This is a genomic window from Pseudomonas sp. GW822-FHT06D10 (assembly GCF_058799535.1).
On the sequence record NZ_JBXALN010000002.1, the window covers coordinates 885,086 to 911,092 of the forward strand.

Here is a 26,007-nt window from a genome sequence, read left to right on the forward strand (position 1 = left end):
GCCTCTCCCGGCTCAGCGGATGTGCTGGCGGTAATGCTTCGGATCGAAGCGCAGCGCCATGAGGATCATTACCAGCATCACCGCGGCCAGTGACCACCAGGCCCATTCGAAGCTGCCCAGCTGGTCGCGGATCATCCCCGCCAGCAACGGCGACAGCCCGGCAATCAGGTAGCCGATGCCCTGCACGAAAGCGGTCAGGCCACCGGCGCGGCGCGGGTCGCTGAGGTGGTCCAGGGAGACGATCAGGCTCATGGGAAACAGCCCGCCGATTCCCAGGCCCAGCAGGCACGGCCACAGCAGGCTGAGGTGTTTGGGGCTGAGGATCAGGCCGCAGAAGCCGGCGATGATCAGTACCAGCAGGGCCACCAGCACCAGGCGCCGGTCCTGGCTGCGGTTGGCGATGGCCGGGGTGACCAGCCCGGAAATCACTTCCATGGCGGTGAGAAAGCCCAGCAACAGGCCCGCGTTCTGCTCGCTCCAGCCGTTCTCCACGTAGTAGGGCGCCAGCCATGCCAGCACGCAGGTATAGGAAGCGGTGCCGAGGCCGAAGAACACCGCCAGCAGCCAGGCCCGGCGATTACCGGCAAAGGACTCCCGTGCTCCACCTTTGCCCGGCAGCCTGGGCAGGGCCGCGCGCTGGGCGTACCAGAACACCAGGGCCAGCAGCGCCAGGGCGGCCCAGATCGCCAGGGCCAGGCGCCAACTGCCACTGTGGTTCATCACCAGGGGCGAGAACGACGCGGCCAGCGCTGCACCGCCCATGATCGAAGTGACGTACAGGCCCATGAACAACGAGACATTGTCGGCAAAGCGCGACTTGATCAGCGCCGGCAGCAGTGCCTGGATCAGGGCGATGCCGATGCCGGCCAGCACCGCGCTGAGAATCAGCTCGGCTGCCGAATCCATGAACAGCCGCGAGACCGTGGCCAGGCCGATGACCAGCAGCGACAGGACCACGGTGCGGTGCTCGCCCAGGCGCTGGCTGATGCCCATGCCGAAGAACATCGCCAGGCCCATGGCCATGACCGGCAGCATGGTCAGCAGGGAAGCCAGGCTGAAGCTCAAGGGGATATCGCCGCGAATGCCCGACAGCAGCGGGCCGACGGCGGCCATCGACGGACGCAGATTGAGCGCCACCAGAATCACACTGACCATCAGCCAGAGTGCGGGGCGGGAAGTTGCACGAACGTTTTCCATGGTCGGACCTTCAACAAACAAGGACCCGATTAGGCGGCTCGGTCTGGAGTGGGGGCAAATCAGAAAGTCCGCGGTGTTATTTAAAAACTAAATAACACCGCGGACCTGTAGCCGCTGCCGCAGGCCGCGATCCGGGCCGCAGGGCCGCAAACCGGACGATACGCACGCCCGGCAGGCACCTACCGCTGGAGCAACCTGCAACCCGGGATCAGAACGGCTTGGTCGGCAGGTACTTGCCGTCCAGGGTGATCACTGCGCGGGAACCGCCTTCCGGATCTTCGACCTTCTTGATGTCCAGCTTGAAGTTGATGGCGCTGATGATGCCGTCGCCGAACTGCTCGTGGACCAGGGCCTTGAGGGTCGAACCGTAGACCTGGAGCATTTCATAGAAGCGATACACGGTCGGGTCGGTGGGGATGCCGCCGGCGATGCTGCCGCGCAGGGGAATGCTCTGCAGCAGGCGGCTGGCGTCCTGGTCCAGGCCCAGCTTGTCGCACACCAGGTCGGCGGCGGTGGCCGGCAGGGCGTGCTGGCCCAGCAGAGCGGCGGTGACGAAAGCCAGGCTCAGCCCGGTGCCGTCGGTGAGGTCCTGCCACGACAGGTTCTTGCGCGCCTTGGCGTCGATGATGGTGTCGGCCAGGGCCAGGCGTGGAGCTTGGGCGAATTGGGATTGCAGCATGGGGTGACTCCTCTTGAGTGACGAAACGGGGGCTGCTCAGGCAGCGCTGGAAGCTTGGCTGGCCAGGGCACAGGTGTGCGGGTACTCGGCCAGGGAGACGAAACGCTGGGTGTTGCCGTCGAGGGCGACGATGGCGCCGCTCTCGATGTCATAGACCCAGCCATGCAGGTTGAGCCGGCCCTGCTCCAGGGCCAGGGCCACCGAAGGATGGGTCTTGAGGTTGGCCAGTTGGGCGATCACGTTGTCGCGCACCAGGGCGTCCAGGTGCTCGGCGGGCGAGGCGTGCTGGCGGGCGGCATTGATCACCTTGGCCGACTCGGCATGGCGCAGCCAGTTGGCCACGGCGGGCAGGTGGTCGAGGCACTTGCAGGTGGAAATGGCGGTCATCGCGCCGCAGTCGGAGTGGCCGCAGATGACGATGTCGCTCACCCCCAGTACTGCCACCGCGTATTCCACGGTGGCCGATACGCCACCCGGCTCGGGGCCGTAGCTGGGCACGATGTTGCCGGCGTTGCGGATCACGAACAGGTCGCCGGGCTCTTGCTGGGTCAGCAGTTCGGGCACCACCCGGCTGTCGGAGCAGGTGACGAACAGGGTGCCGGGGTTCTGGGTGCTGGCCAGTTGCTTGAACAGTTCACTGCGTTGGGGAAAGGCTTCGCGCTGGAACTTGAGGAAGCCGTCGATGATGTTCTGCATGGGGTTCTCCTTGCGTCGCTGATGGGGCAAGGATGGAAGTTTTCAGCTATAGCGTCCAAGACCGGCTTATTATTCTTTCCATAAGTACAGCCTATAGTTGGAATTCCCCATGCTGTTGCGTCATATCCGTTACCTGCTGGCCGTGGCCGAGCATTGCAACTTCACCCGGGCTGCCGAGGCGCTGCATGTGTCCCAGCCGACCCTGTCGCAACAGATCAAGCAGTTGGAGGAGGGCCTGGGGGCGCCGCTGTTCGACCGTTCCGGGCGCAGCGTGCGCCTCACCGATGCCGGCCAGGCCTATGTCGCCTATGCCCGCCGCGCCCTGCAGGACCTGGAGGCGGCCAGGCGGGCGATCCACGATGTGCAGGACCTGAGCCGCGGCTCGCTGCGCCTGGCACTGACCCCGACCTTTACCGCCTACCTGGCCGGGCCCTTGCTCAGCCGCTTTTACCGGCAGCACCCGGGAATCGGCCTGAGCATCGAGGAAATGACCCAGGACCGCCTGGAGGCGGCCCTGGCCGAAGACCGCCTGGACCTGGGTATCGCCTTCGCCGGCGAGCACCTGGCGGAGATCGAGAGTCAGGCGCTGTTCATCGAGACCCTGAGCCTGATGGTCGGCCCGCAGTATCCGCAGCCCGAGCGCCTGCCCCTGAGTGCCGAGGCCCTGGGCCGCCAGCCCCTGGTGCTGCTCAGCGCCGACTTCGCCACCCGCCGGCACATCGACCTGTATTGCCGGCAGCAGGGCATTGCCCCGCCGATCGCCGCCGAGGCCAATTCGGTCAGTGCGATTGTCGAGATGGTCCGGCGCGGGCAACTGGCGACCATCCTGCCCAGCTCCATTGCCCGGGAGCAGCCGGGGCTGCGCACCCTGGCCTTGCAGTCACCACCAGCGCCGCGCAGCGTGGTGCTGCTGGGGCGCAAGGGCGCCTATCGCAGCGCCGCCTGCCAGGCTTTCCGGCAGCTGCTGCTGGATCAGGACGAGGGCGCGGCCAGCCACTGATTGACCACCCGGTCGTAGGCGCCGGTGGCCTTGCTCAGGTGCAGCCATTGGTCGACGTAGCTTTTCCAGGCCACATCGTCCCGGGGCAGGAGAAAGGCCTTCTCGCTGTATTGCAGGTAGCGCTCGGGGTTGACTGCGCACAGCCCCGGCTTGTGCCGTTGCTGGAAGCGCGCCTCCGAGGCGTCGGTGATCATCACGTCGGCGCGGTGGGTCAGCAACTGATCGAAGATCGTCACGTTGTCCGCGAACAGGGTCAGGCTGGCCTTGGGCAGGTGGGCCCGGGCGAAGATTTCGTTGGTGCCGCCCGGTGGCTCGATCAGGCGCACCTCGGGCTGGTTGATCTGTTCCAGGGTCTGGTAGCGCTTGAGATCCTGGCAGCGCACCAGGGGGATCTTGCCGTCGATGCCCAGGGGCTGGCTGAAGAAGGCTTTTTTCTGCCGCTCCAGTGACACAGAAATACCGCCGACGGCGATGTCGCACTGTTGGCTCTGGAAGTCCGCCATCAGGCCTTTCCAGGTGGTGTTGACCCACTTCACCCGCACCCCGAGGCTCTCGGCCAGGGATTCGGCCAGGCTGATGTCGATGCCTTCGTAGTGACCGTCGTCGCGCAGGTAGCTGTAGGGCTTGTAGTCGCCGGTGGTGCAGACCGTCAGGTGGCCGCGCTCGATCACCTGGTCCAGGTGCGAGGTGGGCTCCTGGGCGAAGCTCAGGGCAGGGGCGCTGAGGCCCAGCAGGGTACACAACAGCAGGCGCGGGAGCATGGAATCGTTCCTTGAGGGGCAGGGGGGCGGAGCATTATTGGCGCCAGCCGCCGGCCAGGCAAGGCAAGTACCGGTGCTGGAAGGCGATGCGGGCTTTCGACCTTTTTTTCACGAATGGCACGTTAACCTGTGGCCCCTGGATTCCAAAAAGAGTTCGCCGTTCATGTCGTCCCATCCCCCACCGTCCATCGAACTGGAGTTCGCTCGGCGCTACGACCAGGAGCACGCGCGCGTCTGCCGCGAGCCCCGGCCAGCCGGGATTGGCGTGCGCCTGGCCGTCTGGCGCACGGCACGCCTGGTGCGTCACGCCCTGAAGGAAGCCGGCGAGCCGGGGCTGATCCTGGATGTGGCCTGCGGCGCCGGGCGCTACTGGCCGGTGCTGGGCGAGCACGGCAACCGGGTGATTCTGGCGGCGGACCCTTCCCAGGACATGTTGAACCATGCCCAGACCCACCACCCGGCCAGCCTGCTGAAACGGGTCAAGACCTTTCACAGCTCGGCGTTCAATATCGGCCTGTCGGCCAATGCGGTGGACTGCATCATCTGCATGCAACTCTTTGCCCACGTGACCCGGGGCGAGGATCGCCTGGCCCTGCTGCGCGAGTTCTACCGGGTCAGCCGGGACACGGTGATCCTGGCCACGCGGATCGAACCGCTGTTGCAGATCGCCCGACCCGCTTCTGCCAGCTCCGGCATGCCGCCGCTGGCCAGCAAGGTGCGGCTGGAAGCGGAGTTCCGCGAAGCCGGTTTTGAAGTGCTCGACCATCGGGACCTGCTGCCCGGTTGGGCGCCTTCGCGAGTCTATGTGCTGAGAAAACAGGGTTAGCCCAGAGTCTCGGACTATTCTTGCCCTCCGGCAGATGGTTTCTCACTTGCTCTTGTCGGGTGAATGCTCGGAAATCGCCGGAGGCGATATATACTGCGCGCCATTCTTCAAGGGAGAGCCGTGTGGCCATCGATATACATTGGATTCGCGACAACGATAGCCTCGGTCAGCTTTGCGCCCAGTGGCAGCAGTTGCCATTCGTCGCCCTCGACACCGAATTCATGCGGGTCGACACTTTCTATCCCATTGCCGCCCTGTTGCAGATTGGCGATGGGCAGCGCGCCTACCTGATTGACCCTTTGACCATCGACAACTGGCAGCCACTGGCGGCCCTGCTGGAGAATCCGGCAGTGGTCAAGGTGGTGCACGCCTGCAGCGAGGACCTTGAAGTCCTGCTGCGCCTGACTGGCAGCCTGCCGGCGCCGTTGTTCGACACGCAACTGGCGGCCGCCTACCTGAACCTGGGTTTCTCCATGGGCTATTCGCGCCTGGTGCAGGAAGTCCTGGGCATCGATCTGCCCAAGGGCGAGACCCGTTCCGACTGGCTGCAGCGCCCGCTGTCGGAAACCCAGGTCAGCTACGCCGCCGAAGACGCCGTGCACCTGGCCCAGGTGTTCACCGAACTGCGGCCCAGGTTGTCCGAGGACAAGTACCGCTGGGTGCTGGAAGACGGCGCCGAGCTGGTGGCCAACCTGCGCCGCGAAGTGGACCCCTACGAGGTCTACCGCGAAGCCAAGCTGGCCTGGAAACTGTCCCGCGCCCAGCTGGCGGTCTTGCGTGAGCTGTGTGCCTGGCGCGAGCGCGAGGCCCGTGCCCGCAACCTGCCGCGCAACCGTATCGTGCGCGAACATGCCCTGTGGCCCCTGGCCAAGACCCAGCCGGACAACCTGTCGGCGCTGGCCAAGATCGAAGACATGCACCCGCGTACCGTGCGCCAGGACGGCGAGTTCCTCCTCGACCTGATCAAGCGCACCGCCAGCGTCGGCCCGGATCAATGGCCGCCGGCCGTGCCCGAACCCCTGCCGATCGAAGCCGCAGCCCTGCTCAAGCGCCTCAAGGCCGTTGGCCAGGCCCAGGCCGAGCGCCTGGGGATCGCCCCGGAAGTGATGCTGCGCAAGAAAACCCTGGAGAGCCTGCTCAAGAGCGGCTTCCCCAACGGGCCTTACCAATTGCCTGATTCGTTGCGTGGCTGGCGCCGCGAATTGATGGGCCAGGCGCTGCTGGACAGCCTGGCCACCGCCGGAGAACAGCCTTGAAACGTATCTGCTCCATCTACAAAAGCCCGCGCAAGAACGAGATGTACCTCTACGTGCTTAAAAGCGAGGCTCTGGAACGCGTGCCGGAAAACCTGCTGCTGGCCTTCGGCAAGCCGCAACATGCCTTCGACCTGGTGCTGAGCCCGGAGCGCAAGCTGTCCCGCGAGGACATCCACCAGGTGCTGGAAAACCTCGACAAGCAGGGCTACCACCTGCAGATGCCACCGGCAGAGGACGAGTACATCGAGCACTTGCCCGAAGAGCTGCTGCGTCGCAATGATCCGGTCTGACCTGTAGACGCCCGGTCCCGGGCGTCCTTGTAAGTGCAACTGACTGACCTGGCAGCCGCCTTGATCGATGGAGCGATTCTCCGTCGGCGGCTGCCTGCACCGTTTTTTAAGGTTTGAGCCATGCGCGTTCTGATTGCCGAACACGATCACGCTGTTTATGCCCGCCTGTTGCGTCAGGCGGCCCCGGAGCTGGAAGTGCTGACCAGTGGCGACTCCGCCGAGCTGGCACGGTTGGCGGCGGATTGTCCGGTCTGGCTGGGGCAGCCGGACCTGCTGGCCACCCTGCTGCGCCAGGGGCACCAGCCCCAGTGGCTGCAATCCACCTGGGCCGGCATTACCCCGCTGCTGGCCGACGGCCTGCCGCGGCACTACCGCCTGACCCGGGCCGTGGGCATCTTCGGCCAGGTGATGGCCGAGTACGTGCTGACCTACATCCTGGGCCATGAGCGCGAGGTGCTGGCGCGCCTGGTGAGCCAGGTCGAGCGCAAGTGGGACAACCGCCTGGGCCAGAGCCTGGTGGGGCGCAAGGTGCTGATCGTCGGCACCGGCGACATCGGCCAGAGCGTGGCGCAGTTCCTCCTGCCGTTTGGCGTGAAGCTGTACGGCATCGCCAGCCAGCCCCGGGAGCAGGCGCCCTTTATCGAAGTGGCCGGCCTGCAAGACCTGGGGCGCCTGGTGGGGGAGGTGGACTACGTGGTCAACCTGCTGCCCAACACCCCGAGCACCCACGACCTGTACAACGCGGCGCTGTTCAAGCAGTTCAAGCCCACGGGGTTGTTCATCAATGTTGGCCGGGGCGTGGCGGTGGTCGATGCGGACCTGGTGCAGGCCCTCAAGGATGGGCATCTGGCGGGGGCGGTGATCGATGTCTGCCGCCAGGAGCCCTTGCCGCAACGGCATCCGTTCTGGACCGCCTGGGGCTTGCTGCTGACGGGCCACAGTTCGGCGCCGACCTCGCCGGAATTGATGGTGCAGTTGTTCGTCGACAACCTGCGGGCTTATCAGGCTGGGCAGGCCCTGCGCGGCGAAGTGGATTTCGCTCGCGGCTACTGAAACGGACCTGATCGCAGGAGCGAGCTTGCTCGCGAAAGCCGCGCTTGCCAGGCAAGCGCGGCGCCCTTCAGGGCTTCGCGAGCAAGCTCGCTCCTACAGAGGCGATCGCGGCTTTAGAGGTTGAAATCGCCTTCGGCCACGGTTTCGCTCAGGGGGCGACGCGGGCTTGGCTCTTCCCGGGCCTGGAGGTAGTCGGCCAGGGTCGACTTGTCTCCCAGCTTGCCCACGGCCACGGCGGCGTGCACGGCATAGCCTTCGGGGATCTTCAGTTCCTTGCGGGTCAGTTCCTGGTCGAAACCGGCCATGCCGTGGGTGTGCCAGCCACTGAGGCTGGCTTGCAGGGCCAGGTGGCCCCAGGCCGAACCGGTGTCGAAGGTGTGCCACAGGGCCGGGGTTTCCTCGCTGGCGCCGGGCACGGTGAAGGTGGTCTTGGAAATCACGATCACCAGGGCCGAAGCGTGTTGCGCCCAGCCACGGTTGAATTCGTTGAGCAGGCCGAGGAAGCGTTCCCAGTTCGGCGTGTCGCGGCGGGCATAGAGGAAGCGCCAGGGCTGCGAGTTGTATGCCGAAGGCGCCCAGCGTGCGGCTTCGAAGAAGCTCAGCAGGGTTTCTTCGGGGATGCTTTCGCCGGTGAAGGCCCGGGGCGACCAGCGCTGGGTGAACTGCGGGTGGATGGCGTAGTCGGCAACGCGAGTGTTGGCGCTCATGGAAAAACTCCTGGCAGCATGTGAGATGAGTGGAATAAACCGGCAAGCGCAGATGAGCTGAGCGAAGGGGTATTCCTGACCCCGTGCGGTTTGCCGGGTGCAACGCGGTCAAGCGTTAATGGCACACGGACGCGGGTCGGTCCGAGGGGCAAAGCTACTGTGCCCATGGCCCGCTGACAAGTCCTGGCCTACCGACAGTCGCCAGCGCTTGGCCCGCCGGTTCTTCGGCACTAGACTGGCGGCCTTTTCACCCTCGGATACTGATGCTTGAGCCATGGCCGCCAAAGTCGAACCTTTCTGGATACGCAAAACCCTCGAACAACTCGACCAGGACGAATGGGAGTCGTTGTGCGATGGCTGCGGTCTGTGCTGCCTGCAAAAGCTTGAAGACGAGGACGACAACAGCGTCTATTACACACGCATCGCCTGCAAGCTTTTGGACCTCAAGACCTGCCAGTGCAGCGATTACCCCAACCGCCGCGACTCGGTGCCCGACTGCATCCAGCTGACCCCGGGCAAGGCCGACGAATTCAAGTGGCTGCCCCCCACCTGCGGCTACCGCCTGGTGAGCGAGGGCAAGGACCTGCCCCTGTGGCACCACCTGGTGTGCGGCGACCGCGATGCGGTGCACCACGAACGTATTTCCCAGTCCGGCCGCATGCTCGCCGAAGGCAGCGTGGCGGAAGAGGATTGGGAGGATCATCTGATTTTCCGCGCAGGCTGAGGGTTCGCCGCGCCGGCTTCAAGGTTTCAATAGCAAGGAGAGGGTATGAGGGTGGGGGCGAAGCTGGCGCTGGCCGCTGCGATGCTGGCATTGAGCGCATCGGCGTTTGCGGCGAAGAAGGTCGATCTGGATTATCACGTGCGCTTCCTGCCCCAGAGCGATCAGGCCGAAGTGCGCCTGACCCTGGCCGACGGCGCGGCGCTGCGCAGCCTGGATTTCGATCTGGGCTCGACCGGCGACTACAGCGACTTCAAGGCTGACGGCCAATGGCAGGCCGCCCCCGCCGGTGCCGGCGGTCAGCGTGGGGTCTGGCGCCCGGCCAGCGGCAAGGCCAGCCTGAGCTACCGGGTACGCCTGAACCACAGCATCAAGAAGGGCAGCTATGACAGCCGCAGTACTGCCAACTGGGCCCTGCTGCGCGGCGAAACCCTGGTGCCGCCGGCGCACCTGGACCAGCAGGACGGCATCGAGTTGGTGGCGCGCCTGGATTTCGAACTGCCAGCCAGCTGGAAGAGCATCGAGACCGCCTGGCCGCGGATTGGCAAGCACCGTTTTCGCATCGACAACCCCTCGCGGCTGTTCGACCGTCCCGCCGGCTGGATGCTCGCCGGCACCCTGGGCAGCCGCCGCACGCGCCTGGGGGAAACCGACGTCAGCGTGGTCTCGCCACTGGGCCAGGGCATGCGGCGCATGGATGTGCTGACCCTGCTGACCTTTGTCTGGCCGCAGGTGCAGGCGGTGTTTCCCCGCCAGCCGAGCAAGCTGTTGATCGTCGGCGCGGCCGATCCGATGTGGCGCGGCAGCCTGGCCGGGCGCGATTCACTGTTCCTGCACAGCCGCCTGCCGCTGGTCAGCGAGAGCGGCGCCAGCCCCTTGCTGCGGGAGCTGGTGCAATCTCTGGCACGGATCAACGACAGCCAGCGCAGCGACTGGATCAGTGAAGGGCTGGCGCAGTACTACGCCATCGAGCTGCTGCGCCGTGCCGGTGGCATCAGCGATGAACGTTACCAGGTGCTGGAGAAGCGCCTGGCCCGGGACGGCCACAAGGTCACCAGCCTGCGCGGCGAACAGGTGGACAGCGCCACAGTGGCCAAGGCGGTGTTGCTATTGCAGGAGCTGGATCGAGAGATTCGCCTCAAGACCCGCAACAAGCGCTCCCTGGACGATGTCCTGCAAGCGGCGATGCGCCTGGAAAGCGTCAGCACCGCCGAATTCATCCAGCTCAGTGAAAGCGTGCTGGGCGAGTCCTCCAGGGTCCTCGACACCAGCCTGCTGCGCTGACCCGGCGCGGTTGGCCCCAGGCGTCCATGAGGACGCCCCGGCTTCAGGCCTTGGGCACCTTCACTTCATCATTGCTGGCGGCCTTGGCGTTGCGGCCGGCGGCTTCGGCATCGGCTTTCAGGTTGCGCAGCTCTTCTGCAGCGCGTTCGATCTTGTTGCGCACGTTGTTCATGTCCTGGCGGCTTTTCTCCAGCAGGCTTTTCGCCGAGCTGTGCCCGGTGATGCCCCGGGCCAGGGCCACGCCGCCGATGGCTACCTGGATCAGGCCGAATACGCCGCCACGGCGCAGGCCCTTGCCCATCATCACCACGCCGCCGGCCAGCGAGCCGATGCGCTCCCAGCCCTGGACATTCTGGGTGGGCTGGCTCTGGAACGGGGTCGATTCGATGGTTTGCAGCTGTTTGCGCTCGCTCATGATCTGTCTCCAAGGGCGGTAAGGGATACAAGGCTGACTGCACGAAGGCGTCACAGGTTCCCGGACAATGACCGGCGTGTGCTCAGAACTTGGGACCGGAGCGGGTGTTGTTGCCCTTGGCCAGGCGATCGTAGAGCACCACGTTGACTGTCGCTGCCAGGTTCATGCAACCGGTGGTGGGGATGTAGACCACGTCCTCGCACCAGTCGCGGATCTCCTTGTCGAGGGAGCCGTCTTCCGGGCCGAAGATGTACAGGGCGCGATCCGGGTGGGTGTATTCGGGCAGTGGGCGGGCACCCTCGACCAGTTCCACGGCCACCGGTATGCAGCCCAGGGGGAGGATTTTCTTCAGGTCGTCGATGCCGATCAGCGGAATGTCCTGGTGGACCTTCTTGGTGTCGGTGACGAAGTCGCGGGCCCGCTCATAGCGCTTGCCGGTGTAGAACACCGAGGCGACGCCATAGCAGCCGGCGGCGCGCATCACCGAACCGACGTTCTCCGGTGACTTGGGGTTATACAAACCGATGCAGCTGTACCTTTTGTTTGCCACGAACAAAGCGCCTTGGGGGAAAAGAGCGCGATTATACGAGGATTGCCCACGGCTCGGTGGCTTGTTGTGGCGAGGGAGCTTGCTCCCGACGCCGGCCAATGCGGTGTAGCAGGCCGGCCGGGGGCACAGGGTTTACGGCTGCCTTGCCGCCGAACGGGAGCACGCTCGCTGGCCACAATATGCCCGGCGGCTGGTGCTTACTCCGGGTCTTTCTTCATCAACCCGGCCAGGGCGGCGAACGGGTTGTGGGTCGCCTTGGCGACTTTCGGGGTGCTCAGGGAGCCTTCGCCGAAGTACTGCTGGTCGGTGTAGCGCGAGTGCTCGTTGTCGTGGCAGTACAGGCACAAGAGTTCCCAGTTGGAACCGTCCTGGGGGTTGTTGTCGTGGTTGTGATCGCGGTGGTGCACAGTCAACTCGCTCAGGCGCTTGCCGGAGAACTCCCGGGCGCAGCGGCCGCAGACATGGGGGTACATTTTCAGTGCCTTGTCGCGGTAGCCCATTTCCCGGTCGCGCTGGGCGTCGGCAAGGATACGGTCCAGCTTGGCGGTGTTGGACGGGGGAGTGGACGAACTCATGGGTTCACCTTTGTAGAAGGACTAATGACGGTAATGGACAAAGTTTAGCTCAGGCCTTGAGCTTCTCGGCAATCCAGATGGTGTGCCGGGTGCCGCGATTGCCATGGGCGAAGACCTGTACTTCCTCGGCCTTGAAGCCGGCCTTGCGCAGGCGCTCGGAGAACTGCCGGTCGGCGCTGGCCGACCACACCGCAAGAATGCCCTTGGGCCGCAGGGCCCGGGCGCAGGCGGCCAGGCCGGCGCTGGAGTAGAGCCAGCTGTTGGCTTTCTGGGTCAGGCCTTCGGGGCCGTTGTCGACGTCGAGCATGATCGCGTCGAAGCCCTGGGGCTCGGCCTGCAGGACCTTGGCCACGTCTTCCAGGCGGATCACCGTGCGCGGGTCCAGCAGCGGCCGGCCGGACTTTTCGCCGAGCGGGCCACGGTTCCATTCCACCACCCCGGGCACCAGCTCGGCGACCACCACCTCGGCGCTCTTGCCCAGGTGCTTGAGAGCCGCGGCCAGGGTGAAGCCCATGCCCAGGCCGCCGATCAGCACCCGTGAGTTCGGGCGCCCGGCGACCTTGCTGCAAGGGATCTGCGCCAGGGCGTCCTCGGAACCGTGCATGCGTGTGTTCATCAACTGGCCGCCGTCGCCGCCCTGGATCTTGATGACGAAATCCTCACCGTATTCGAACAGGCACAAGGCACCGCCGTTTTCAGGAATCGCAGTAGTGTCCAGCAGTACGAAACGTTTCATGGAGATCTCATTGAGGAAGGCAAAACGCCCCGGTTGGGAGTAGCCTGACGCCAGACAATAGCAATGGAGCCATTGATGAAGCGCACTATTCTAACGGTGATTGCCCAAGCGGCGCTCGCCCTCACCGCTGCCCTGGCGCTTGGTGCCGGCCCGGCTTTGGCCGACGAGCCGCAAAGTGCCCCGGTGGTGACCCCGGCGCCGACCCTCGGCACCCCGGGTACCGCGACCCCTACGCCTTATCCGCAAGTCACCCCGCCCAGCACGCCGAAAGCCGGCAGCAGTGGCAGCGCGCCCCTGCTGCCGCCGATCGACATGCCCAAGCCGCCCAAGGACCAGACCCTGCCAGGGCTGGAGCAGAACGACAGCAAACCCAAGGTTCAGGGTTGATGGATGTAGTGGGCGTGGGTACCCCGGGGCTCAGATCTGCTGCGCGAGCAACTGGCCGTCGGCCATGCGCAGCCGCTTGGACAGCGACACGGCCAGGGCGCGGATGATCTTGGCGGCGATCTTTGGCGCATCGTTGAGCATCTTCTCCAGGGAGTCCTTGCCCAGGTTGAGCAACTGGCAATGGCTGGCGGCCACGCAGGTAGCCGAACGTCGCTCGCCATCGAGCACCGCCATTTCGCCAAAGGCCCGGCCGCTGCGCAGGGTCGCGATGGTCAGGGGCTGGCCGTCGTGGTTGCGCTTTTGCACAGCTACCTGGCCGCTGTGGATGATGCACATGAAGCTGCCGGCATCGCCCTCATGAAAGATCGCTTCGCCCTCGGCGATGCTGCTGATGCTGAAGTAGCCGGCCGCAGCGTTGAAGTCGGCGGGCAACAACTGGTCGAACAGGCCGCAGTCCATCAGCCAGTCGCGGATCTCGTTGTTCAGTAAGGTGGGTTCGGACATGGGGTCACGGTCTTTTTCTTGTGTCTGTTACACGGGCGCGGGCCCGGTCCGGCGGTTGCCGGTGGCGTTCTGGGTTAAGACAGGAACGCCGCCGGGAGTTCCTCAGGCCAGGCCCAGAATGTTCAGGATAAAGGCGTATTCGAGGGCTACGTCACGTAATCCCTGGTAACGCCCGCTCATGCCGCCATGGCCGGCCCCCAGCTCGGTCTTGAGCAGCAGCGGGTTGTCGTCGGTCCTGGTGGCCCGCAACCTGGCCACCCACTTGGCCGCTTCCCAGTACTGCACGCGGCTGTCGTTGTAGCCGGCGATCACCAGGGTTGCCGGGTAGGCCTGGGCGCGCACGTTCTCGTAGGGCGCGTAGGCCTTGATCCGTGCGTAGACCTCGGGCTCCTCGGGGTTGCCCCATTCGTCGTATTCGGTGACGGTCAGTGGCAGCTCCGGGTCGAGCATGGTGTTGAGCACATCGACGAAGGGCACTTCGGCGATGGCGACCTTGAACAGCTCGGGGCGCTGGTTGAGTACCGCGCCGATCAGCAGGCCGCCGGCGCTGCCGCCACTGATGGCCAACTGCTGGGCGCTGGTCAGGCCCTGGGCGATCAAGTGTTCGGCGCAGGCGATGAAGTCGCTGAAGGTGTTCTGCTTGTGTTCCTGCTTGCCGGCGCGGTACCAGGCCTCACCCAACTCGCCGCCGCCGCGCACGTGGGCGATGGCAAAGGCCACGCCGCGATCGAGCAGGCTCAGGCGGGCGTGGGAGAACCAGGGATCCAGGCTTTCGCCGTAGGCACCGTAGCCGTAGAGGTACAGCGGCGTCGGCTGGCCCAGGCAGTCGCGCTTGACCACCAGGCTGATGGGCACTTGGGTGCCGTCGGCGGCGGTGGCCCAGAGGCGCTGGCTGACGTAGGCCTCGGGGTCGAACGGGCCCAGTACCGGGGTTTCCTTCAGCACCTGCTGCTGGCCGTCGGCCAGTTGCAGCTGGCGCACCTGGGCCGGGCGGTTCAGGGCCTCGTAGCGCAGGCGGATGCGCTCGCTGGAAAACTCCAGGCTGTTCTGCACGTGCAGGCTGTAGGCCGCATCCGGCAGTTGCACGCGGTACACCGGCAGGTCCCGGGGGTGCACTTCGATGATCGGAAGGCCGCCTTCGCGCAGGCTCAGGGTCATGGCGGCGGCGTTGAGGGTCACGCCGTCGAGCATCACCTCGGGGTTGTGCGGCACCAGCAGTTGCCAGTCGTCCTGCTCGGGGATCACGCCGTTGTCCGCGGCCTGGTAGAGAGCGAAGTTGATGCCGTCGCGGTTGCTGCGGATGAACCAGGTCCATTGGCCGTCCAGCAGGCCGTGGTCGACATCGTATTCATGGCCTTCGACCCGCGGCGCCAGGCAAGTGAACGGCAGCTGTGGCTGCGTGGCGTCCAGGGCCCAGGTCTCGCCGGTGGTCTTGCTGCCCAGGGACAGCAGCAGTTGGCGTTCGGAGCTGGAACGGTAGCAATGCAGGAAGAAGCGTCCGTCCGGCTCGTGGAACACTTCCTCGGCGGCGGTGCCATCCAGCCGGTAGCGCAACAGCTTGTGCGGGCGGTGGGTATCGTCCAGCTCGCCGAAGAACAGGGTCAGGCTGTCGTTGGCCCAGGTCATGCTGCCGTCGCAGTTGTCGAAGGACAGCTCGCTGACTTTGTCGCTGGCCAGTTCCTTGACGAACAGGGTGTAGATTTCCTCCCCAGTGGTATCGAGGCTGTAGGCCAGGCGCTGGTGGTCGGGGCTGATGCTGAAGGCCCCGAGGGAGAAGAAGCCGCCATTGGCCAGGGCGTTGGGGTCCAGCAGCAGTTGCTCGCGGCTTTCGTCCACCGTCAGGCTGTCGTCCGCCGGGCGCGGGCAGCGGTAGTGGCGGGCGTATTCGTCGCCGGCGGTGGTGCGGGTGTAGTACAGGTACGGGCCCCAGGGCGAGGGCAGGGACAGGTCGGTTTCGAGGATCCGCCCCTTGATCTCCTGGAACAGCGTTTCACGCAGGGGCCCCTGATGCGCCAACTGGGCGTCCAGGTAGCTGTTTTCAGCCTTCAGGTAATCGAGCACCGCGTCGGTGTCGCGTTCCTGCAGCCAGGCATACGGGTCAGCGCCTTCGGCCTTGTGGGCAATCGGGGCGCTGCTGTCGTTGGCGGTTAAGGGCATGGGTGGCTCTCGGGCGATGACAAATGAGGGCTGGGCAGACGGCGGTGCAGCCTGACACGGCAAAAGTCGTTATCATAAGCGCCTCTTTGCCTGCCTTGCCATGGACACCATGACCGAGAACGACTATCTGATCGCCTGGGGGCTCTATGCCTTCGCCGCCTTGGGCTGCCTGCTGGTGTGGATGCGCCTGACCCGCTGGATGTGGCGCTGGCTGCGCGAGCCGCTGCGAGTGCTGGTGGCGGTGCTGCTGTTCAGCCCGACCATCATCGACCCGGTCAAGGAAAAATTTGCCCCGGCCGTGGCCATCACCGCCCTGGATATAGCCTTCAAGGTCGGCAACAACGCCTGGCGTGCGGTATCCGATCTGTTCATGTACGGCATGATCGCCTTTGGCGTCTACCTGCTGTTCGTGCTGATCCGCTGGCCCATCGAGCGCGCGGCCAGGGAGCGCCGGGAACGCAACGAAGCGGCGAAAGCTGCCGCCAAGGCTGCCGAAGTGGAGGATGACCAGCCCTTCGGTGGCGCCGGCAATGACCGTTACGGCCGCCAGCCTGCAGCCGGCACCCCTCTGAATACGCGGGTCGAACCGCGTTTGTAACGCTGCCCCCGGCATTGAAGCGAGAGTCCGAGCATGTGTGAGTTGTTGGGCATGAGCGCCAATGTACCGACCGATATCGTCTTCAGCTTTACCGGGCTGATGCAGCGCGGCGGCCGCACCGGCCCCCATCGCGACGGTTGGGGCATCGCTTTCTATGAAGGCCGCGGCCTGCGCCTGTTCCAGGACCCGGCGGCCAGCAGCGAGTCGGAAGTGGCCAACCTGGTTCAGCGTTACCCGATCAAGAGCGAAGTGGTGATCGGCCATATCCGCCAGGCCAACGTCGGCAAGGTCTGCCTGGCCAATACTCATCCTTTTGTCCGCGAGCTGTGGGGCCGCAACTGGTGCTTTGCGCACAATGGCCAGTTGGCGGATTTCCAGCCCCAGGCCAGCTTCTACCGCCCGGTAGGCGATACCGACAGCGAAGCGGCTTTCTGTGACCTGCTGAACCGGGTGCGGGCCGCCTTTCCCGAGCCGGTGGAAATCGAGGAGCTGCTGCCGACCCTGATCCAGGCCTGCAGCGAATACCGCAGCAAGGGCGTGTTCAACGGCCTGCTCAGCGACGGTGACTGGCTGTTCTGCTATTGCTCGACCAAACTGGCGCAGATCACCCGGCGCGCCCCATTCGGCCCGGCGCGGCTGAAGGATGTGGATGTGATCGTCGACTTCCAGGCCGAAACCACGCCCAACGACGTGGTCACGGTGATCGCCACTGAACCCTTGACCGAAAACGAAACCTGGACCCGCTACCAGCCGGGCCAGTGGAGCCTGTGGCGGCGCGGTGAATGCGTCAGCCATGGCCAGACCGAATAAGGACATCCCTATGTTGCTCAGTTATCTGCGGCTGGTGCTGTTCGCCGCCGGCCTGTTGATCGGTGTGCAAGTGCCGGGTTTCATCAGTGATTACGCCAAGCGCGTCGAGGCGCATCTGATCGAGTCGCAGCACAGCCTGCAGGGCTTCCAGGGCACCGCGCAGCAATTCTTCAAGGGCGACATGAACGCCCTGGTGGCCCATTACCGGGCCAGCGACGATCCGGTGTTTCGCAGCGATGCCGAGAGCCTGAGCGGCTTGCTCAGCCGCCAGCTGGCCCTGGACAAGCAATACCAGGCGATGCAGGGGCCCTGGTACATCCGCCTGCTGCAAGTGGCCCTGGCCCCCGACCCGGAAATCCGCAAGGAAACCTGGGACGGCTACAGCTACCAGATCCTGCTGACCCCGGAAGCCATGATCTGGGGTATCAGTGGCGCCTTGCTGCTGTCCTTCGGCCTGGAATGCCTGTACCGGCTGATCGACTGGGTAGTGCTGGGCGGCAAGCGCCTGCGCCAGAGCCGCCCGATTGAAGAGCGCGACCTCAAAGGCCTCTGACCCCCTGTAGGAGCCGGCTTGCCGGCGAAGGGGGCCGCGTGGCTTGCGCCTGACTGAAGATCGCCTTCGCTGGCAAGCCAGCTCCTACGAGAGAGGGGATGGCGATGTTCACTGGGGTTCGATGAGCACCAGGTAATCCGCGCCGACCTTCTGCCCATAGCGCTGCACCACGCGCTGGCACAGCTCGACTATGTCCTCCACCAATTCCACTCCCACCCGCCACGACACCACCACTTGCAGGTTCGGCGGGCGCTGTTCGATGGCCAGCAGGGTCAGTTCGCCCCGGGCCAGTTCCTCGCGCACCAGCACCGGCGGCAGGGCGCCGATGCCGAAGCCGTCCCGCAGCAGGCGGGTGATGGCCGACACCGAGTTGACGCAGTTGAGCCGCGGCGCCAGCACGCCGTTGGCCTGCATCAGGCTCAGCACCTGCTGGTGGGGCAGGGAGTTCTTCGAGTAGGTGACGATCCGTTCCCGGGCCAGCTCGGCGACGTTGGCGTAGTCGCGGTTGTAGATCGAGTTGCTGGCGGCGATCCAGCCCATGGGATAGCTGGCCAGTTCCAGGCTGCGGATGCTTTCCTGGCGCAGCAGGTCGGTTTGCAGCACCAGGTCCAGAAAGCCCTTTTGCAACTGTTCGCACAGGTTCAGCGACGTGTCGGCCACCAGCTCGATTTCCACCTGCGGGTAGTGGTCCATCATCTCTGCCACCAGGGGGCTGAGCCAGGTGTGGATCACCGTATCCATGACCCCGATGCGAACCCGCCCGACCTTGCTCGACGGCGCTTGGATGGACTGTTTCAGCACCTGCAGGGTGTCGAGCATCTGCTCGGCGTGCTCCAGCACCTTGACGCCTTCCGGGGTCAGGCTGACGCCCCGGGAGTCGCGCAGGAACAGCTTCACGCCCAGCTCGCCCTCCAGCACCGCGATGCGGCTGGAGATCGCCGCCTGGGTGGTAAAGAGTTTTTCCGCGGTGTGGCTGAAGCTCTTCAGCCGCGCGACCCAGACGAAGGTTTCGAGGAACTTGAGGTTCATGGGATCAACTTTTCTTATGCATAAGGGCAGTTTTTATTAGTTGGACGCAGTTGGCGCTCGAGCCGAAGAATGCGCCAACCCACGATATGCGTCGTCGGGGCCCAGAACAACACCAATAAATTACCCTGGAGATCGCCATGAGTGCGCCCGAAACACTGGCCGCCAAGGCCCCGCGCCGCGCCGGCCCGTTTGACTGGTACCGGGACATCAACCAGCAGGAGCGCCGGACATTCTGGAGCTGCAAGCTCGGTTATGGCCTGGATGGCATGGACACGCAGATGCTCAGTTTCGTGATCCCGACCCTGATCGCACTGTGGGGCATCACCTCCGCCGAAGCCGGGCTGATCCATACCAGTACCTTGCTGGCCTCCGCCCTGGGGGGCTGGATCGCCGGGATCCTCTCCGACCGCATTGGCCGGGTACGCACGTTGCAACTCACGGTCCTGTGGTTCGCATTCTTTACCTTTTTGTGTGGCCTGGCGCAGAACTACGAGCAGTTGCTGATCGCCCGGACCCTGATGGGCTTCGGCTTCGGTGGCGAGTGGACCGCCGGGGCGGTACTGATCGGCGAGGTGATCCGTGCCAAGAACCGTGGCAAGGCGGTGGGCATGGTGCAGTCCGGCTGGGCCCTGGGCTGGGGCATAACGGCGTTGCTATATGCGCTGCTGTTTTCCCTGCTGCCGCCGGAAGACGCCTGGCGCGGGCTGTTCCTGCTGGGCATCCTGCCGGCGATCTTCGTGATTTTCGTCCGCCGCCTGGTCAAGGATCCTGAGGTCTATCGCCAAACCCGGGCCCGGGAAGAGCCCAGCAACCCGGCCCGGTTCTACGAGATATTCGCCCCGGGGATCCTCAGCACCACCCTGCGCGCATCGCTGTTGGCGGCGGGGGCCCAGGGCGGCTACTACGCCATCACTTTCTGGCTGCCGACCTTCCTCAAGACCGAGCGCGGCCTGAGCGTGCTGAGCACCGGCGGCTACCTGGCCATGGTGATCTTCGGCTCCTACATGGGCTATGTGATCAGCGCCTACCTGACCGATATTCTCGGGCGCAAGAAGAACTTCGTACTGTTCGCCGCCGGCTCTTTCACCATCGTCCTGCTCTATACGCAAATGCCGGTGAGCAACGCGGTGATGCTCTGGCTGGGCTTTCCCCTGGGCTTTTTCGCCTCGGGCATCTTCAGCGGCATGGGAGCGTTCCTCACCGAACTGTTCCCCACCCGCATCCGCGGTTCCGGCCAGGGTTTCTGCTACAACAGCGGCCGGGCGCTGGCGGCGCTGTTCCCCCTGCTGATCGGCCTGCTCAGCCAGCATGTGCCGCTGGGCGCAGCCATCGGCACCTTTGCCGCGGTGTCCTACGGCGTGGTGGTGCTGGCAGTCTTGAGCCTGCCGGAAACCCGCGGCAAGGAACTTGAGGCACGCTAACTGATAATCTGCGGGGCATTGCCAGCGCTGCCCCGCAGCGGACCCCTTATAAAAAACACAGGAACACTGACCATGAGCCGCCTGTTATTGAATTGCGACATCGGCGAAAGCTTTGGCAACTGGACCCTGGGCCTGGATGCCGAAGTCATGCCCTTTATCGACTGCGCCAACATCGCCTGCGGTTTCCACGCCGGCGACCCGGGCATCATGCGCAAGACCGTGGCCCTGGCCCTGGCCAATGGCGTGCGCATCGGTGCGCACCCGGCCTACCAGGACCTGGCCGGCTTCGGCCGCCGCTCCATGAGCTACTCGCCCGAGGAGATCCAGGACCTGCTGCACTACCAGGTCGGAGCACTGGACGGCATCTGCCGGGCCCAGGGTGGCCGGGTCGAGTACGTCAAACCCCATGGCGCGATGTACAACGACATGATGGCCAAGCCTGCGCAACTGCGGGCGGTGATCCAGGCCGTGGCAGCCTACGACCCGCAACTGCCGCTGATGCTCATGGCCACCCGCGACAACAGCGCGGCCCAGGCCCTGGGCGATGAGTACGGCGTGACCCTGTGGTTCGAAGCCTTTGCCGACCGCGCCTACGACAACGCCGGGCATCTGGTGTCGCGGCAGTTGCCGGGGGCGGTGCACCATGACGCGCAAACCATCCTCCAGCAGGCCCTGACCATCGCCCGCGGCGAGCCCCTGGCCGCCAGCGACGGCAGCGCCTTGCTGCTGCACGCCAACACACTGTGCGTGCATGGCGACAACGCCAGTTCGGTGGCGGCGGTGCAGCGCATTCGCGAGGCCCTGAACCAGCAGTCCGGCCTATGAAGCCACAGGTTGAAGTAGTCGCCATCGACTGCCTGATGGTGCGGCTGTTCGAGGTGATCGCCGAGGACAACATGCCCTGGATGCTGGCCGCCGCCGAAGGGCTGCGGCGGGCCTTCGGCGAGTCTCTGGTCGACCTGGTGCCGTCCTATACCACGCTGATGGTGCATTACGATTTGCTGGCCCTGAGCCCGTCCGAGGCCCGGCAGCGGATCGAGATCGCCTTGGCCGACCTGGCGCCCGGCACCACCCAGGCCGGGCGCGAGCACGTGCTGCCGGTGTGGTACGACCTCAGTGTCGGGCCGGAACTGGTGCTGTTGTCCCGGCGCAGCGGGCTGCCGGTGGCCGAGGTGATCGAGCGTCACAGCCAGCGTGAATATCAAGTGTTTGCCCTGGGCTTCGCTCCCGGGTTTGCCTTCATGGGGCTGGTGGAGGAGGCGCTCGCGGCGCCGCGGCTGAACACCCCGCGCAAGCGGGTGGCGGCGGGCAGTGTGGGGATCGCCGAACGGCAGACCGCGGCTTACCCGGTGGTATCGCCGGGGGGCTGGAACCTGATCGGCCGCACCCCGAGCCGGTTGTTCGACCGCGAGCGCGACGGCTACAGCCTGATGCAACCGGGGGACCGGGTGCGCTTTGCCCCAGTGGAGCGGGCCGAGTTCCTGCGCCTGGGGGGCGATGACACGCCACTGGAGGTGCCGGCATGAGCCGACTGACGATCGAGGCCAGCACCCCGCTGTGCCTGCTGCAGGATGCCGGGCGCTTTGGCGTGCGCCACCTGGGCGTGACCCAGGGCGGGGCGCTGGACTGGGTGTCGATGTCCTGGGCCAACTGGCTGCTGGGCAATGCCCTGGATGCGCCGGTGGTGGAAATCACCCTGGGCGGTTTCACCCTGCAGGCCGAGGACTATTGCCTGCTAGCTTTGGCCGGGGCTGATCTTGGGGCCTATGTGGATGAGCGGCCTTTGACCCCGGGGCGCAGTTTCATCCTGCAAAAGGGCCAGCGGCTGCGATTCACCCAGCCATTTTCTGGGGCCCGGGCCTATCTGGCCGCCCCTGGCGGTTTCGACGCGCCCAAGGTGTTGGGCAGTTGCGCCAGTGTGTTGCGTGAAGCCCTGGGTGGCCCCGATGGTTATGGCCGCGCCCTGAGCGAGGGTGGGGTGTTGAGTTATTCGGGAGCTGGCGGTGCGCTCAAGAGCCTGTCGGCGGAACAACTGCCGGATTGGCAATCCGCTGCACCGCTGGAGGTGATCCTGGGGGCGCAGATCGGCCAGTTCAGCGGTCTGAGCCTGTTCGATGCCTTCAATAGCAGTTGGAGCCTGGACAGCCGGGCCGACCGCATGGGCGCGCGCTTGCTCGGGCCGGTCTTGCAGTATCAGGGCCGGCCGATGATTTCCGAGGGCATTCCCCTGGGGGCGATTCAGGTGCCGCCGGACGGCCAGCCGATCGTCCTGCTCAATGACCGCCAGACCATTGGCGGCTATCCGCGATTGGGAGCGTTGACGCCGCTATCACTGGCGCGGTTGGCGCAGTGCCTGCCGGGCAGCGAGGTGCGCCTGGCGCCGGTGGTGCAGGAAACGGCGCATCGGCAGCAGGTGGCGTTCCTGCGCCGGTTCGGGTGAGGGGCTGAAAGCTTCGCCGGCAAGCCGGCTCCTACATCACCCTGTAGGAGCCGGCTTGCTGGCGAACGGGTTTATTTGGACAGGAAGCGCATGCCTTCTTCCAGGCCACGCAGGGTTAGCGGGTACATCTGGTCTTCGATCAACTCGCGAACGATATTGGTTGAAGCGGTGTAGCCCCAGGTGTCCTTGGGATAGGGGTTGATCCAGATGAGCTTCTTGTACTTCTCCATGAAGCGCTGCATCCACACGTAGCCGGCTTCTTCGTTCCAGTGCTCCACGCTGCCGCCGGCCTGGGTGATTTCATAGGGCGCCATGGCGGCATCCCCGACGAAGATCACTTTGTAGTCGGCGCCGTACTTGTGCAGCAGGTCCTGGGTCGAGGTGCGCTCGGAGCCGCGGCGCATGTTGTTCTTCCACACCGATTCATAGATGAAGTTGTGGAAGTAGTAGTACTCCAGGTGCTTGAACTCGGTCTTGCAGGCCGAGAACAGTTCCTCGCAGATCTTCACGTGGGCATCCATGGAACCGCCGATGTCGAACAGCAACAGCAACTTGATGCTGTTGCGCCGTTCCGGGCGCATCTGGATGTTCAGCAGCCCGGCATCCCGGGCGGTGTGGTCGATGGTGCCGTCGATGTCCAGCTCCTCCGCCGCACCCTGGCGCGCGAACTTGCGCAGCCGGCGCAGGGCCACCTTGATGTTGCGGGTGCCCAGTTCCACCGAGTCGTCGAGGTTCTTGTACTCGCGCTGGTCCCAGACTTTCACCGCCTTGCCCTGGCGCTTGCCGGCATCGCCGACGCGGATGCCTTCCGGGTTGAAGCCACCGGAGCCGAACGGGCTGGTGCCGCCGGTGCCGATCCACTTGTTGCCGCCGGCATGGCGTTCCTTCTGTTCTTCCAGGCGTTTCTTGAACTCTTCGATGAGTTTGTCCAGGCCGCCCAGGGACTGGATCTGCGCCCGCTCTTCATCCGTCAGCGAGCGCTCGAACTCCTTGCGCAGCCAATCCTCGGGGATCAGCGCCTGCAGGTGGTCGTCGAGTTTTTCCAGGCCGTTGAAGTAGGCGCCGAAGGCCCGGTCGAACTTGTCGAAATGCCGTTCGTCCTTCACCAGGATCGCCCGGGCGAGGTAGTAGAACTCGTCCATGTCGGCGAAGGTCACGCGCTGCTTGAGCGCGTTGATCAGGTCCAGCAGCTCGCGCACCGACACCGGCACCTTGGCCGCGCGCATTTCATTGAACAGGTTGAGCAGCATGGCATCAGCCTCTTAACGACTACCGCGACGGCTCATGAACGCCAGGCGTTCGAGCAATTGCACATCCTGCTCGTTCTTCACCAGGGCGCCGGCCAGGGGCGGGATGGCCTTGGTCGGATCGCGCTCGCGCAGCACCGCTTCGCCGATGTTGTCGGCCATCAGCAGCTTGAGCCAGTCCACCAGTTCCGAGGTCGAGGGCTTCTTCTTCAGGCCCGGCACTTTGCGCACATCGAAGAACACGTCCAGGGCTTCGCTGACCAGGTCCTTCTTGATGTCCGGGTAGTGCACATCGACGATCTTCTGCAGGGTGGTGCGGTCGGGGAAGGCGATGTAGTGGAAGAAGCAGCGACGCAGGAAGGCGTCCGGCAGCTCTTTCTCGTTGTTGGAGGTAATGATGATGATCGGCCGCTGCTTGGCCTTGATGGTCTCGTCGATCTCGTAGACGTAGAACTCCATCTTGTCCAGTTCCTGCAGCAGGTCGTTGGGGAACTCGATGTCGGCCTTGTCGATCTCGTCGATCAGCAGGATCACCCGCTCCTCGGATTCGAAGGCCTCCCACAGCTTGCCCTTCTTCAGGTAGTTGCGAATGTCGTGCACCTTGTCCACGCCCAGTTGCGAATCGCGCAGGCGGCTGACCGCGTCGTACTCGTACAGGCCCTGGTGGGCCTTGGTGGTGGACTTGATGTGCCAGGTGATCAGCTTGGCGCCGAAGGATTCGGCCAGTTGCTCGGCAAGCATGGTCTTGCCGGTGCCGGGTTCGCCCTTGACCAGCAGCGGACGCTCCAGGGTGATGGCGGCATTGACTGCCAGCTTCAGGTCATCGGTGGCGACATATGCGCTGGTGCCTTCGAACTTCATCTGCAATTCCTCGAACGGTGACGGCGAGCTGCCCGGGGCAGGTCGATTGAATGGGGAGTGATGGCGCGACTATAACGCGCTGCCCGGTCGACTGTGAACGTGGACGCCCCATTCAGTCTCTGAATGGAGCGTCACGGGGTGACTCAGTCAGGCGACGGCTTGGGCTGCTCGTAGCGGGCATTGAAGGCCTGGATGAAACCGTTGCGCAATATCTGCAAAAACGCCTGGAACGCGCTGATATCTTGCTGGTGCACGCTGCCACTGAGCTCGACCCGGGTGGCGAACTGGTTCTTGCGCTGGTTCTTCAGGAGGTTTTCCCCGGCGCCCACCAGGGCCTCCCACACCGAGCGGAAAATGCTCTTGTTGCGGTTCTCCACGTCCTGCTGCCAGTTGAAGACTTCCACGTCCCGCAACAGCGGCTTGATATAGCCGTGCAACTGGCCCTTCTCGGCCTGGGCTTCGATCACCACGTCACCGTGCCCGGCATTGAAGTCGAACTTGCCGTAGGCCGAGGCGAAGTCGTTGAAGCGCTTGAGCTCGATATCCCGGGCCCGCAGGCGGAACTCGAAGTTCTCGAAGTTGCTCAAGGGGTCGAAGGTGGCGGTGCTTTCCATGGGCGCCTGGCCCTGGAGCAGGGCCTTACCGTCGAAGCGCGCATCGCGCTTGCCCTGGGTGTCCACCACGTTGGTCAGGTTGTAGAAGCTGGCGTTGACCTGGGTCGCGCCGATGTTCACCGGCGGCTTGGAGCTGAAGTTGCGGAAGTGGATCTTGCCGTCATCGATCCGCACTTCGTCGAGGGTGATGGGCAGCAGCTTGCCCAGTTGGGCTCGCCAGTCGGTGCCCTCACCGGTCTGCGATGCCTGCTTGTCGGCCCCGCCGTCGACGAAGTTCAGCTCCGGCTGGATGAACTGCACCTTGGCCACTACCGCGTGGTCGTACCACAGCGAATGCCAGCTCACCGAGAGGTCGATCAGCGGCGCCTTGACGAAGGGCACCGGCACCTTGCCGCTGACCTTGACGATCTCCAGCCCGTTGATGCGGTAGGCGCCGCGCCACAGGGCCAGGTCGATGTCGCTGATGCGTCCGCGGTAGTCGCCCATGTCCGCCAGCTTGTCGTTCAAGTAGTCGCGCACCAGGTAGGGCAGGGCGATATGCAGGGCCACCAGCAGCACCACCAGGCTTGCCAGGACCCACAGGGGCCAACGGTAACGAGCTTTCATGATCAGCAGCCTCCAGCCGTATACAGGCATTGAC

30 protein-coding genes are annotated in these 26,007 nt (G+C 64.9%); 15 read left to right on the forward strand and 15 right to left on the reverse strand.

Annotated elements, in window-relative coordinates:
* Positions 1-12 precede the first annotated feature (12 nt).
* The 3 genes from AC1RL5_RS09610 to AC1RL5_RS09620 all read right to left on the reverse strand — a co-directional run bounded on the left by AC1RL5_RS09610 (position 13) and on the right by AC1RL5_RS09620 (position 2,572).
* Positions 13-1,197: a cyanate transporter gene (locus AC1RL5_RS09610; protein WP_019093310.1), complete on the reverse strand. Its 1,185-nt coding sequence runs from the start codon at positions 1,195-1,197 to the stop codon at positions 13-15.
* Between the two features lie 208 nt (positions 1,198-1,405).
* Complete coding sequence (gene cynS / locus AC1RL5_RS09615; protein WP_011059828.1) at positions 1,406-1,876, reverse strand: cyanase; 471 nt, start codon at positions 1,874-1,876, stop codon at positions 1,406-1,408.
* 36 nt (positions 1,877-1,912) lie between these two features.
* Positions 1,913-2,572: a carbonic anhydrase gene (locus AC1RL5_RS09620; protein WP_011059829.1), complete on the reverse strand. Its 660-nt coding sequence runs from the start codon at positions 2,570-2,572 to the stop codon at positions 1,913-1,915.
* 109 nt (positions 2,573-2,681) lie between these two features.
* On the opposite strand from AC1RL5_RS09620, the gene cynR reads away from it, so the two are divergent.
* A complete protein-coding gene (gene cynR / locus AC1RL5_RS09625; RefSeq protein WP_011059830.1) occupies positions 2,682-3,572 on the forward strand; it encodes a transcriptional regulator CynR in 891 nt (296 codons plus the stop codon).
* On the opposite strand, the gene AC1RL5_RS09630 is transcribed toward cynR, so the two are convergent.
* Positions 3,545-4,333 (reverse strand): transporter substrate-binding domain-containing protein, encoded by a 789-nt coding sequence (locus AC1RL5_RS09630; protein ID WP_019093311.1) that lies wholly within the window; start codon positions 4,331-4,333, stop codon positions 3,545-3,547. The genes cynR and AC1RL5_RS09630 overlap by 28 nt on opposite strands.
* Before the next feature lie 163 nt (positions 4,334-4,496).
* On the opposite strand from AC1RL5_RS09630, the gene AC1RL5_RS09635 reads away from it, so the two are divergent.
* The 4 genes from AC1RL5_RS09635 to AC1RL5_RS09650 all read left to right on the forward strand — a co-directional run bounded on the left by AC1RL5_RS09635 (position 4,497) and on the right by AC1RL5_RS09650 (position 7,758).
* Positions 4,497-5,159: a class I SAM-dependent methyltransferase gene (locus tag AC1RL5_RS09635; RefSeq protein ID WP_492584556.1), complete on the forward strand. Its 663-nt coding sequence runs from the start codon at positions 4,497-4,499 to the stop codon at positions 5,157-5,159.
* A 122-nt stretch (positions 5,160-5,281) separates the two neighbouring features.
* The gene (rnd, locus tag AC1RL5_RS09640; protein ID WP_011059833.1) at positions 5,282-6,415 is read left to right on the forward strand and encodes a ribonuclease D; all 1,134 of its coding nucleotides are present in this window, start codon (positions 5,282-5,284) and stop codon (positions 6,413-6,415) included.
* On the forward strand, positions 6,412-6,705 hold the full coding sequence (locus AC1RL5_RS09645; RefSeq protein ID WP_011059834.1) for a YcgL domain-containing protein: 294 nt from the start codon (positions 6,412-6,414) through the stop codon (positions 6,703-6,705). Before rnd ends, AC1RL5_RS09645 begins: the two co-directional genes overlap by 4 nt.
* 120 nt (positions 6,706-6,825) lie before the next feature.
* On the forward strand, positions 6,826-7,758 hold the full coding sequence (locus AC1RL5_RS09650) for a D-2-hydroxyacid dehydrogenase (protein WP_093404133.1): 933 nt from the start codon (positions 6,826-6,828) through the stop codon (positions 7,756-7,758).
* Between the two features lie 113 nt (positions 7,759-7,871).
* Here AC1RL5_RS09650 and AC1RL5_RS09655 read toward each other — a convergent pair whose 3' ends face one another.
* Positions 7,872-8,465 (reverse strand): nitroreductase family protein, encoded by a 594-nt coding sequence (locus tag AC1RL5_RS09655; protein ID WP_207239877.1) that lies wholly within the window; start codon positions 8,463-8,465, stop codon positions 7,872-7,874.
* A 274-nt stretch (positions 8,466-8,739) separates the two neighbouring features.
* On the opposite strand from AC1RL5_RS09655, the gene AC1RL5_RS09660 reads away from it, so the two are divergent.
* Both AC1RL5_RS09660 and AC1RL5_RS09665 read left to right on the forward strand, forming a co-directional pair.
* On the forward strand, positions 8,740-9,189 hold the full coding sequence (locus tag AC1RL5_RS09660) for a YcgN family cysteine cluster protein (protein ID WP_015634549.1): 450 nt from the start codon (positions 8,740-8,742) through the stop codon (positions 9,187-9,189).
* A 45-nt stretch (positions 9,190-9,234) separates the two neighbouring features.
* The gene (locus AC1RL5_RS09665) at positions 9,235-10,470 is read left to right on the forward strand and encodes a hypothetical protein (protein WP_207239878.1); all 1,236 of its coding nucleotides are present in this window, start codon (positions 9,235-9,237) and stop codon (positions 10,468-10,470) included.
* A 43-nt stretch (positions 10,471-10,513) separates the two neighbouring features.
* Here AC1RL5_RS09665 and AC1RL5_RS09670 read toward each other — a convergent pair whose 3' ends face one another.
* The 4 genes from AC1RL5_RS09670 to AC1RL5_RS09685 all read right to left on the reverse strand — a co-directional run bounded on the left by AC1RL5_RS09670 (position 10,514) and on the right by AC1RL5_RS09685 (position 12,746).
* Positions 10,514-10,885: a YgaP family membrane protein gene (locus tag AC1RL5_RS09670; RefSeq protein ID WP_011059839.1), complete on the reverse strand. Its 372-nt coding sequence runs from the start codon at positions 10,883-10,885 to the stop codon at positions 10,514-10,516.
* 82 nt (positions 10,886-10,967) lie between these two features.
* A complete protein-coding gene (locus AC1RL5_RS09675; protein WP_011059840.1) occupies positions 10,968-11,435 on the reverse strand; it encodes an RNA methyltransferase in 468 nt (155 codons plus the stop codon).
* A 197-nt stretch (positions 11,436-11,632) separates the two neighbouring features.
* Positions 11,633-12,010 (reverse strand): YajD family HNH nuclease, encoded by a 378-nt coding sequence (locus AC1RL5_RS09680; RefSeq protein ID WP_011059841.1) that lies wholly within the window; start codon positions 12,008-12,010, stop codon positions 11,633-11,635.
* Positions 12,011-12,059: 49 nt separating this feature from the next.
* Positions 12,060-12,746, reverse strand: coding sequence for a spermidine synthase (locus AC1RL5_RS09685; protein ID WP_015634551.1), 687 nt, complete (start codon positions 12,744-12,746; stop codon positions 12,060-12,062).
* Positions 12,747-12,821: 75 nt separating this feature from the next.
* Here AC1RL5_RS09685 and AC1RL5_RS09690 point away from each other — a divergent pair, with 75 nt between their 5' ends.
* A complete protein-coding gene (locus AC1RL5_RS09690) occupies positions 12,822-13,133 on the forward strand; it encodes a hypothetical protein (protein WP_011059843.1) in 312 nt (103 codons plus the stop codon).
* Between the two features lie 30 nt (positions 13,134-13,163).
* Here the strand turns inward: AC1RL5_RS09690 and AC1RL5_RS09695 are convergent, their stop codons facing one another.
* Both AC1RL5_RS09695 and AC1RL5_RS09700 read right to left on the reverse strand, forming a co-directional pair.
* Positions 13,164-13,637 carry a cyclic nucleotide-binding domain-containing protein gene (locus tag AC1RL5_RS09695; RefSeq protein WP_011059844.1) on the reverse strand — a complete coding sequence of 158 codons (474 nt, stop codon included), beginning with the start codon at positions 13,635-13,637 and terminating at the stop codon, positions 13,164-13,166.
* A gap of 102 nt (positions 13,638-13,739) precedes the next feature.
* On the reverse strand, positions 13,740-15,794 hold the full coding sequence (locus AC1RL5_RS09700; protein WP_207239879.1) for a S9 family peptidase: 2,055 nt from the start codon (positions 15,792-15,794) through the stop codon (positions 13,740-13,742).
* 100 nt (positions 15,795-15,894) lie between these two features.
* Here AC1RL5_RS09700 and AC1RL5_RS09705 point away from each other — a divergent pair, with 100 nt between their 5' ends.
* Genes AC1RL5_RS09705 through AC1RL5_RS09715 form a run of 3 tightly spaced genes read left to right on the forward strand, consistent with a single transcriptional unit; the run spans position 15,895 to position 17,755 of the window.
* Complete coding sequence (locus AC1RL5_RS09705; protein ID WP_011059846.1) at positions 15,895-16,392, forward strand: hypothetical protein; 498 nt, start codon at positions 15,895-15,897, stop codon at positions 16,390-16,392.
* A gap of 33 nt (positions 16,393-16,425) precedes the next feature.
* Entirely contained in the window at positions 16,426-17,202 is a 777-nt protein-coding gene (locus tag AC1RL5_RS09710) for a class II glutamine amidotransferase (protein WP_011059847.1), read from the forward strand.
* 10 nt (positions 17,203-17,212) lie between these two features.
* Positions 17,213-17,755, forward strand: a complete 543-nt coding sequence (locus AC1RL5_RS09715; RefSeq protein ID WP_011059848.1) for a DUF2937 family protein — start codon at positions 17,213-17,215, stop codon at positions 17,753-17,755.
* 108 nt (positions 17,756-17,863) lie between these two features.
* Here AC1RL5_RS09715 and AC1RL5_RS09720 read toward each other — a convergent pair whose 3' ends face one another.
* Positions 17,864-18,784: a LysR family transcriptional regulator gene (locus AC1RL5_RS09720; protein WP_093404118.1), complete on the reverse strand. Its 921-nt coding sequence runs from the start codon at positions 18,782-18,784 to the stop codon at positions 17,864-17,866.
* A gap of 137 nt (positions 18,785-18,921) precedes the next feature.
* Between AC1RL5_RS09720 and AC1RL5_RS09725 the strand changes: the two genes are divergently transcribed.
* From AC1RL5_RS09725 to AC1RL5_RS09740, 4 genes are all read left to right on the forward strand, one after another.
* Entirely contained in the window at positions 18,922-20,205 is a 1,284-nt protein-coding gene (locus AC1RL5_RS09725; RefSeq protein ID WP_492589271.1) for an MFS transporter, read from the forward strand.
* A 72-nt stretch (positions 20,206-20,277) separates the two neighbouring features.
* The gene (locus tag AC1RL5_RS09730; protein WP_011059851.1) at positions 20,278-21,030 is read left to right on the forward strand and encodes a 5-oxoprolinase subunit PxpA; all 753 of its coding nucleotides are present in this window, start codon (positions 20,278-20,280) and stop codon (positions 21,028-21,030) included.
* Positions 21,027-21,731, forward strand: a complete 705-nt coding sequence (locus AC1RL5_RS09735; protein WP_072451007.1) for a 5-oxoprolinase subunit B family protein — start codon at positions 21,027-21,029, stop codon at positions 21,729-21,731. Before AC1RL5_RS09730 ends, AC1RL5_RS09735 begins: the two co-directional genes overlap by 4 nt.
* Entirely contained in the window at positions 21,728-22,645 is a 918-nt protein-coding gene (locus tag AC1RL5_RS09740) for a 5-oxoprolinase subunit C family protein (RefSeq protein ID WP_072451006.1), read from the forward strand. The genes AC1RL5_RS09735 and AC1RL5_RS09740 overlap by 4 nt, the downstream gene beginning before the upstream one ends.
* A gap of 71 nt (positions 22,646-22,716) precedes the next feature.
* Here AC1RL5_RS09740 and AC1RL5_RS09745 read toward each other — a convergent pair whose 3' ends face one another.
* The 3 genes from AC1RL5_RS09745 to AC1RL5_RS09755 form a co-directional block, all read right to left on the reverse strand.
* Positions 22,717-23,895, reverse strand: a complete 1,179-nt coding sequence (locus AC1RL5_RS09745; RefSeq protein WP_011059854.1) for a vWA domain-containing protein — start codon at positions 23,893-23,895, stop codon at positions 22,717-22,719.
* Positions 23,896-23,907: 12 nt separating this feature from the next.
* On the reverse strand, positions 23,908-24,753 hold the full coding sequence (locus AC1RL5_RS09750) for an AAA family ATPase (protein WP_011059855.1): 846 nt from the start codon (positions 24,751-24,753) through the stop codon (positions 23,908-23,910).
* A 143-nt stretch (positions 24,754-24,896) separates the two neighbouring features.
* Positions 24,897-25,973, reverse strand: coding sequence for a DUF748 domain-containing protein (locus tag AC1RL5_RS09755; RefSeq protein ID WP_053156838.1), 1,077 nt, complete (start codon positions 25,971-25,973; stop codon positions 24,897-24,899).
* Positions 25,974-26,007 lie beyond the last annotated feature (34 nt).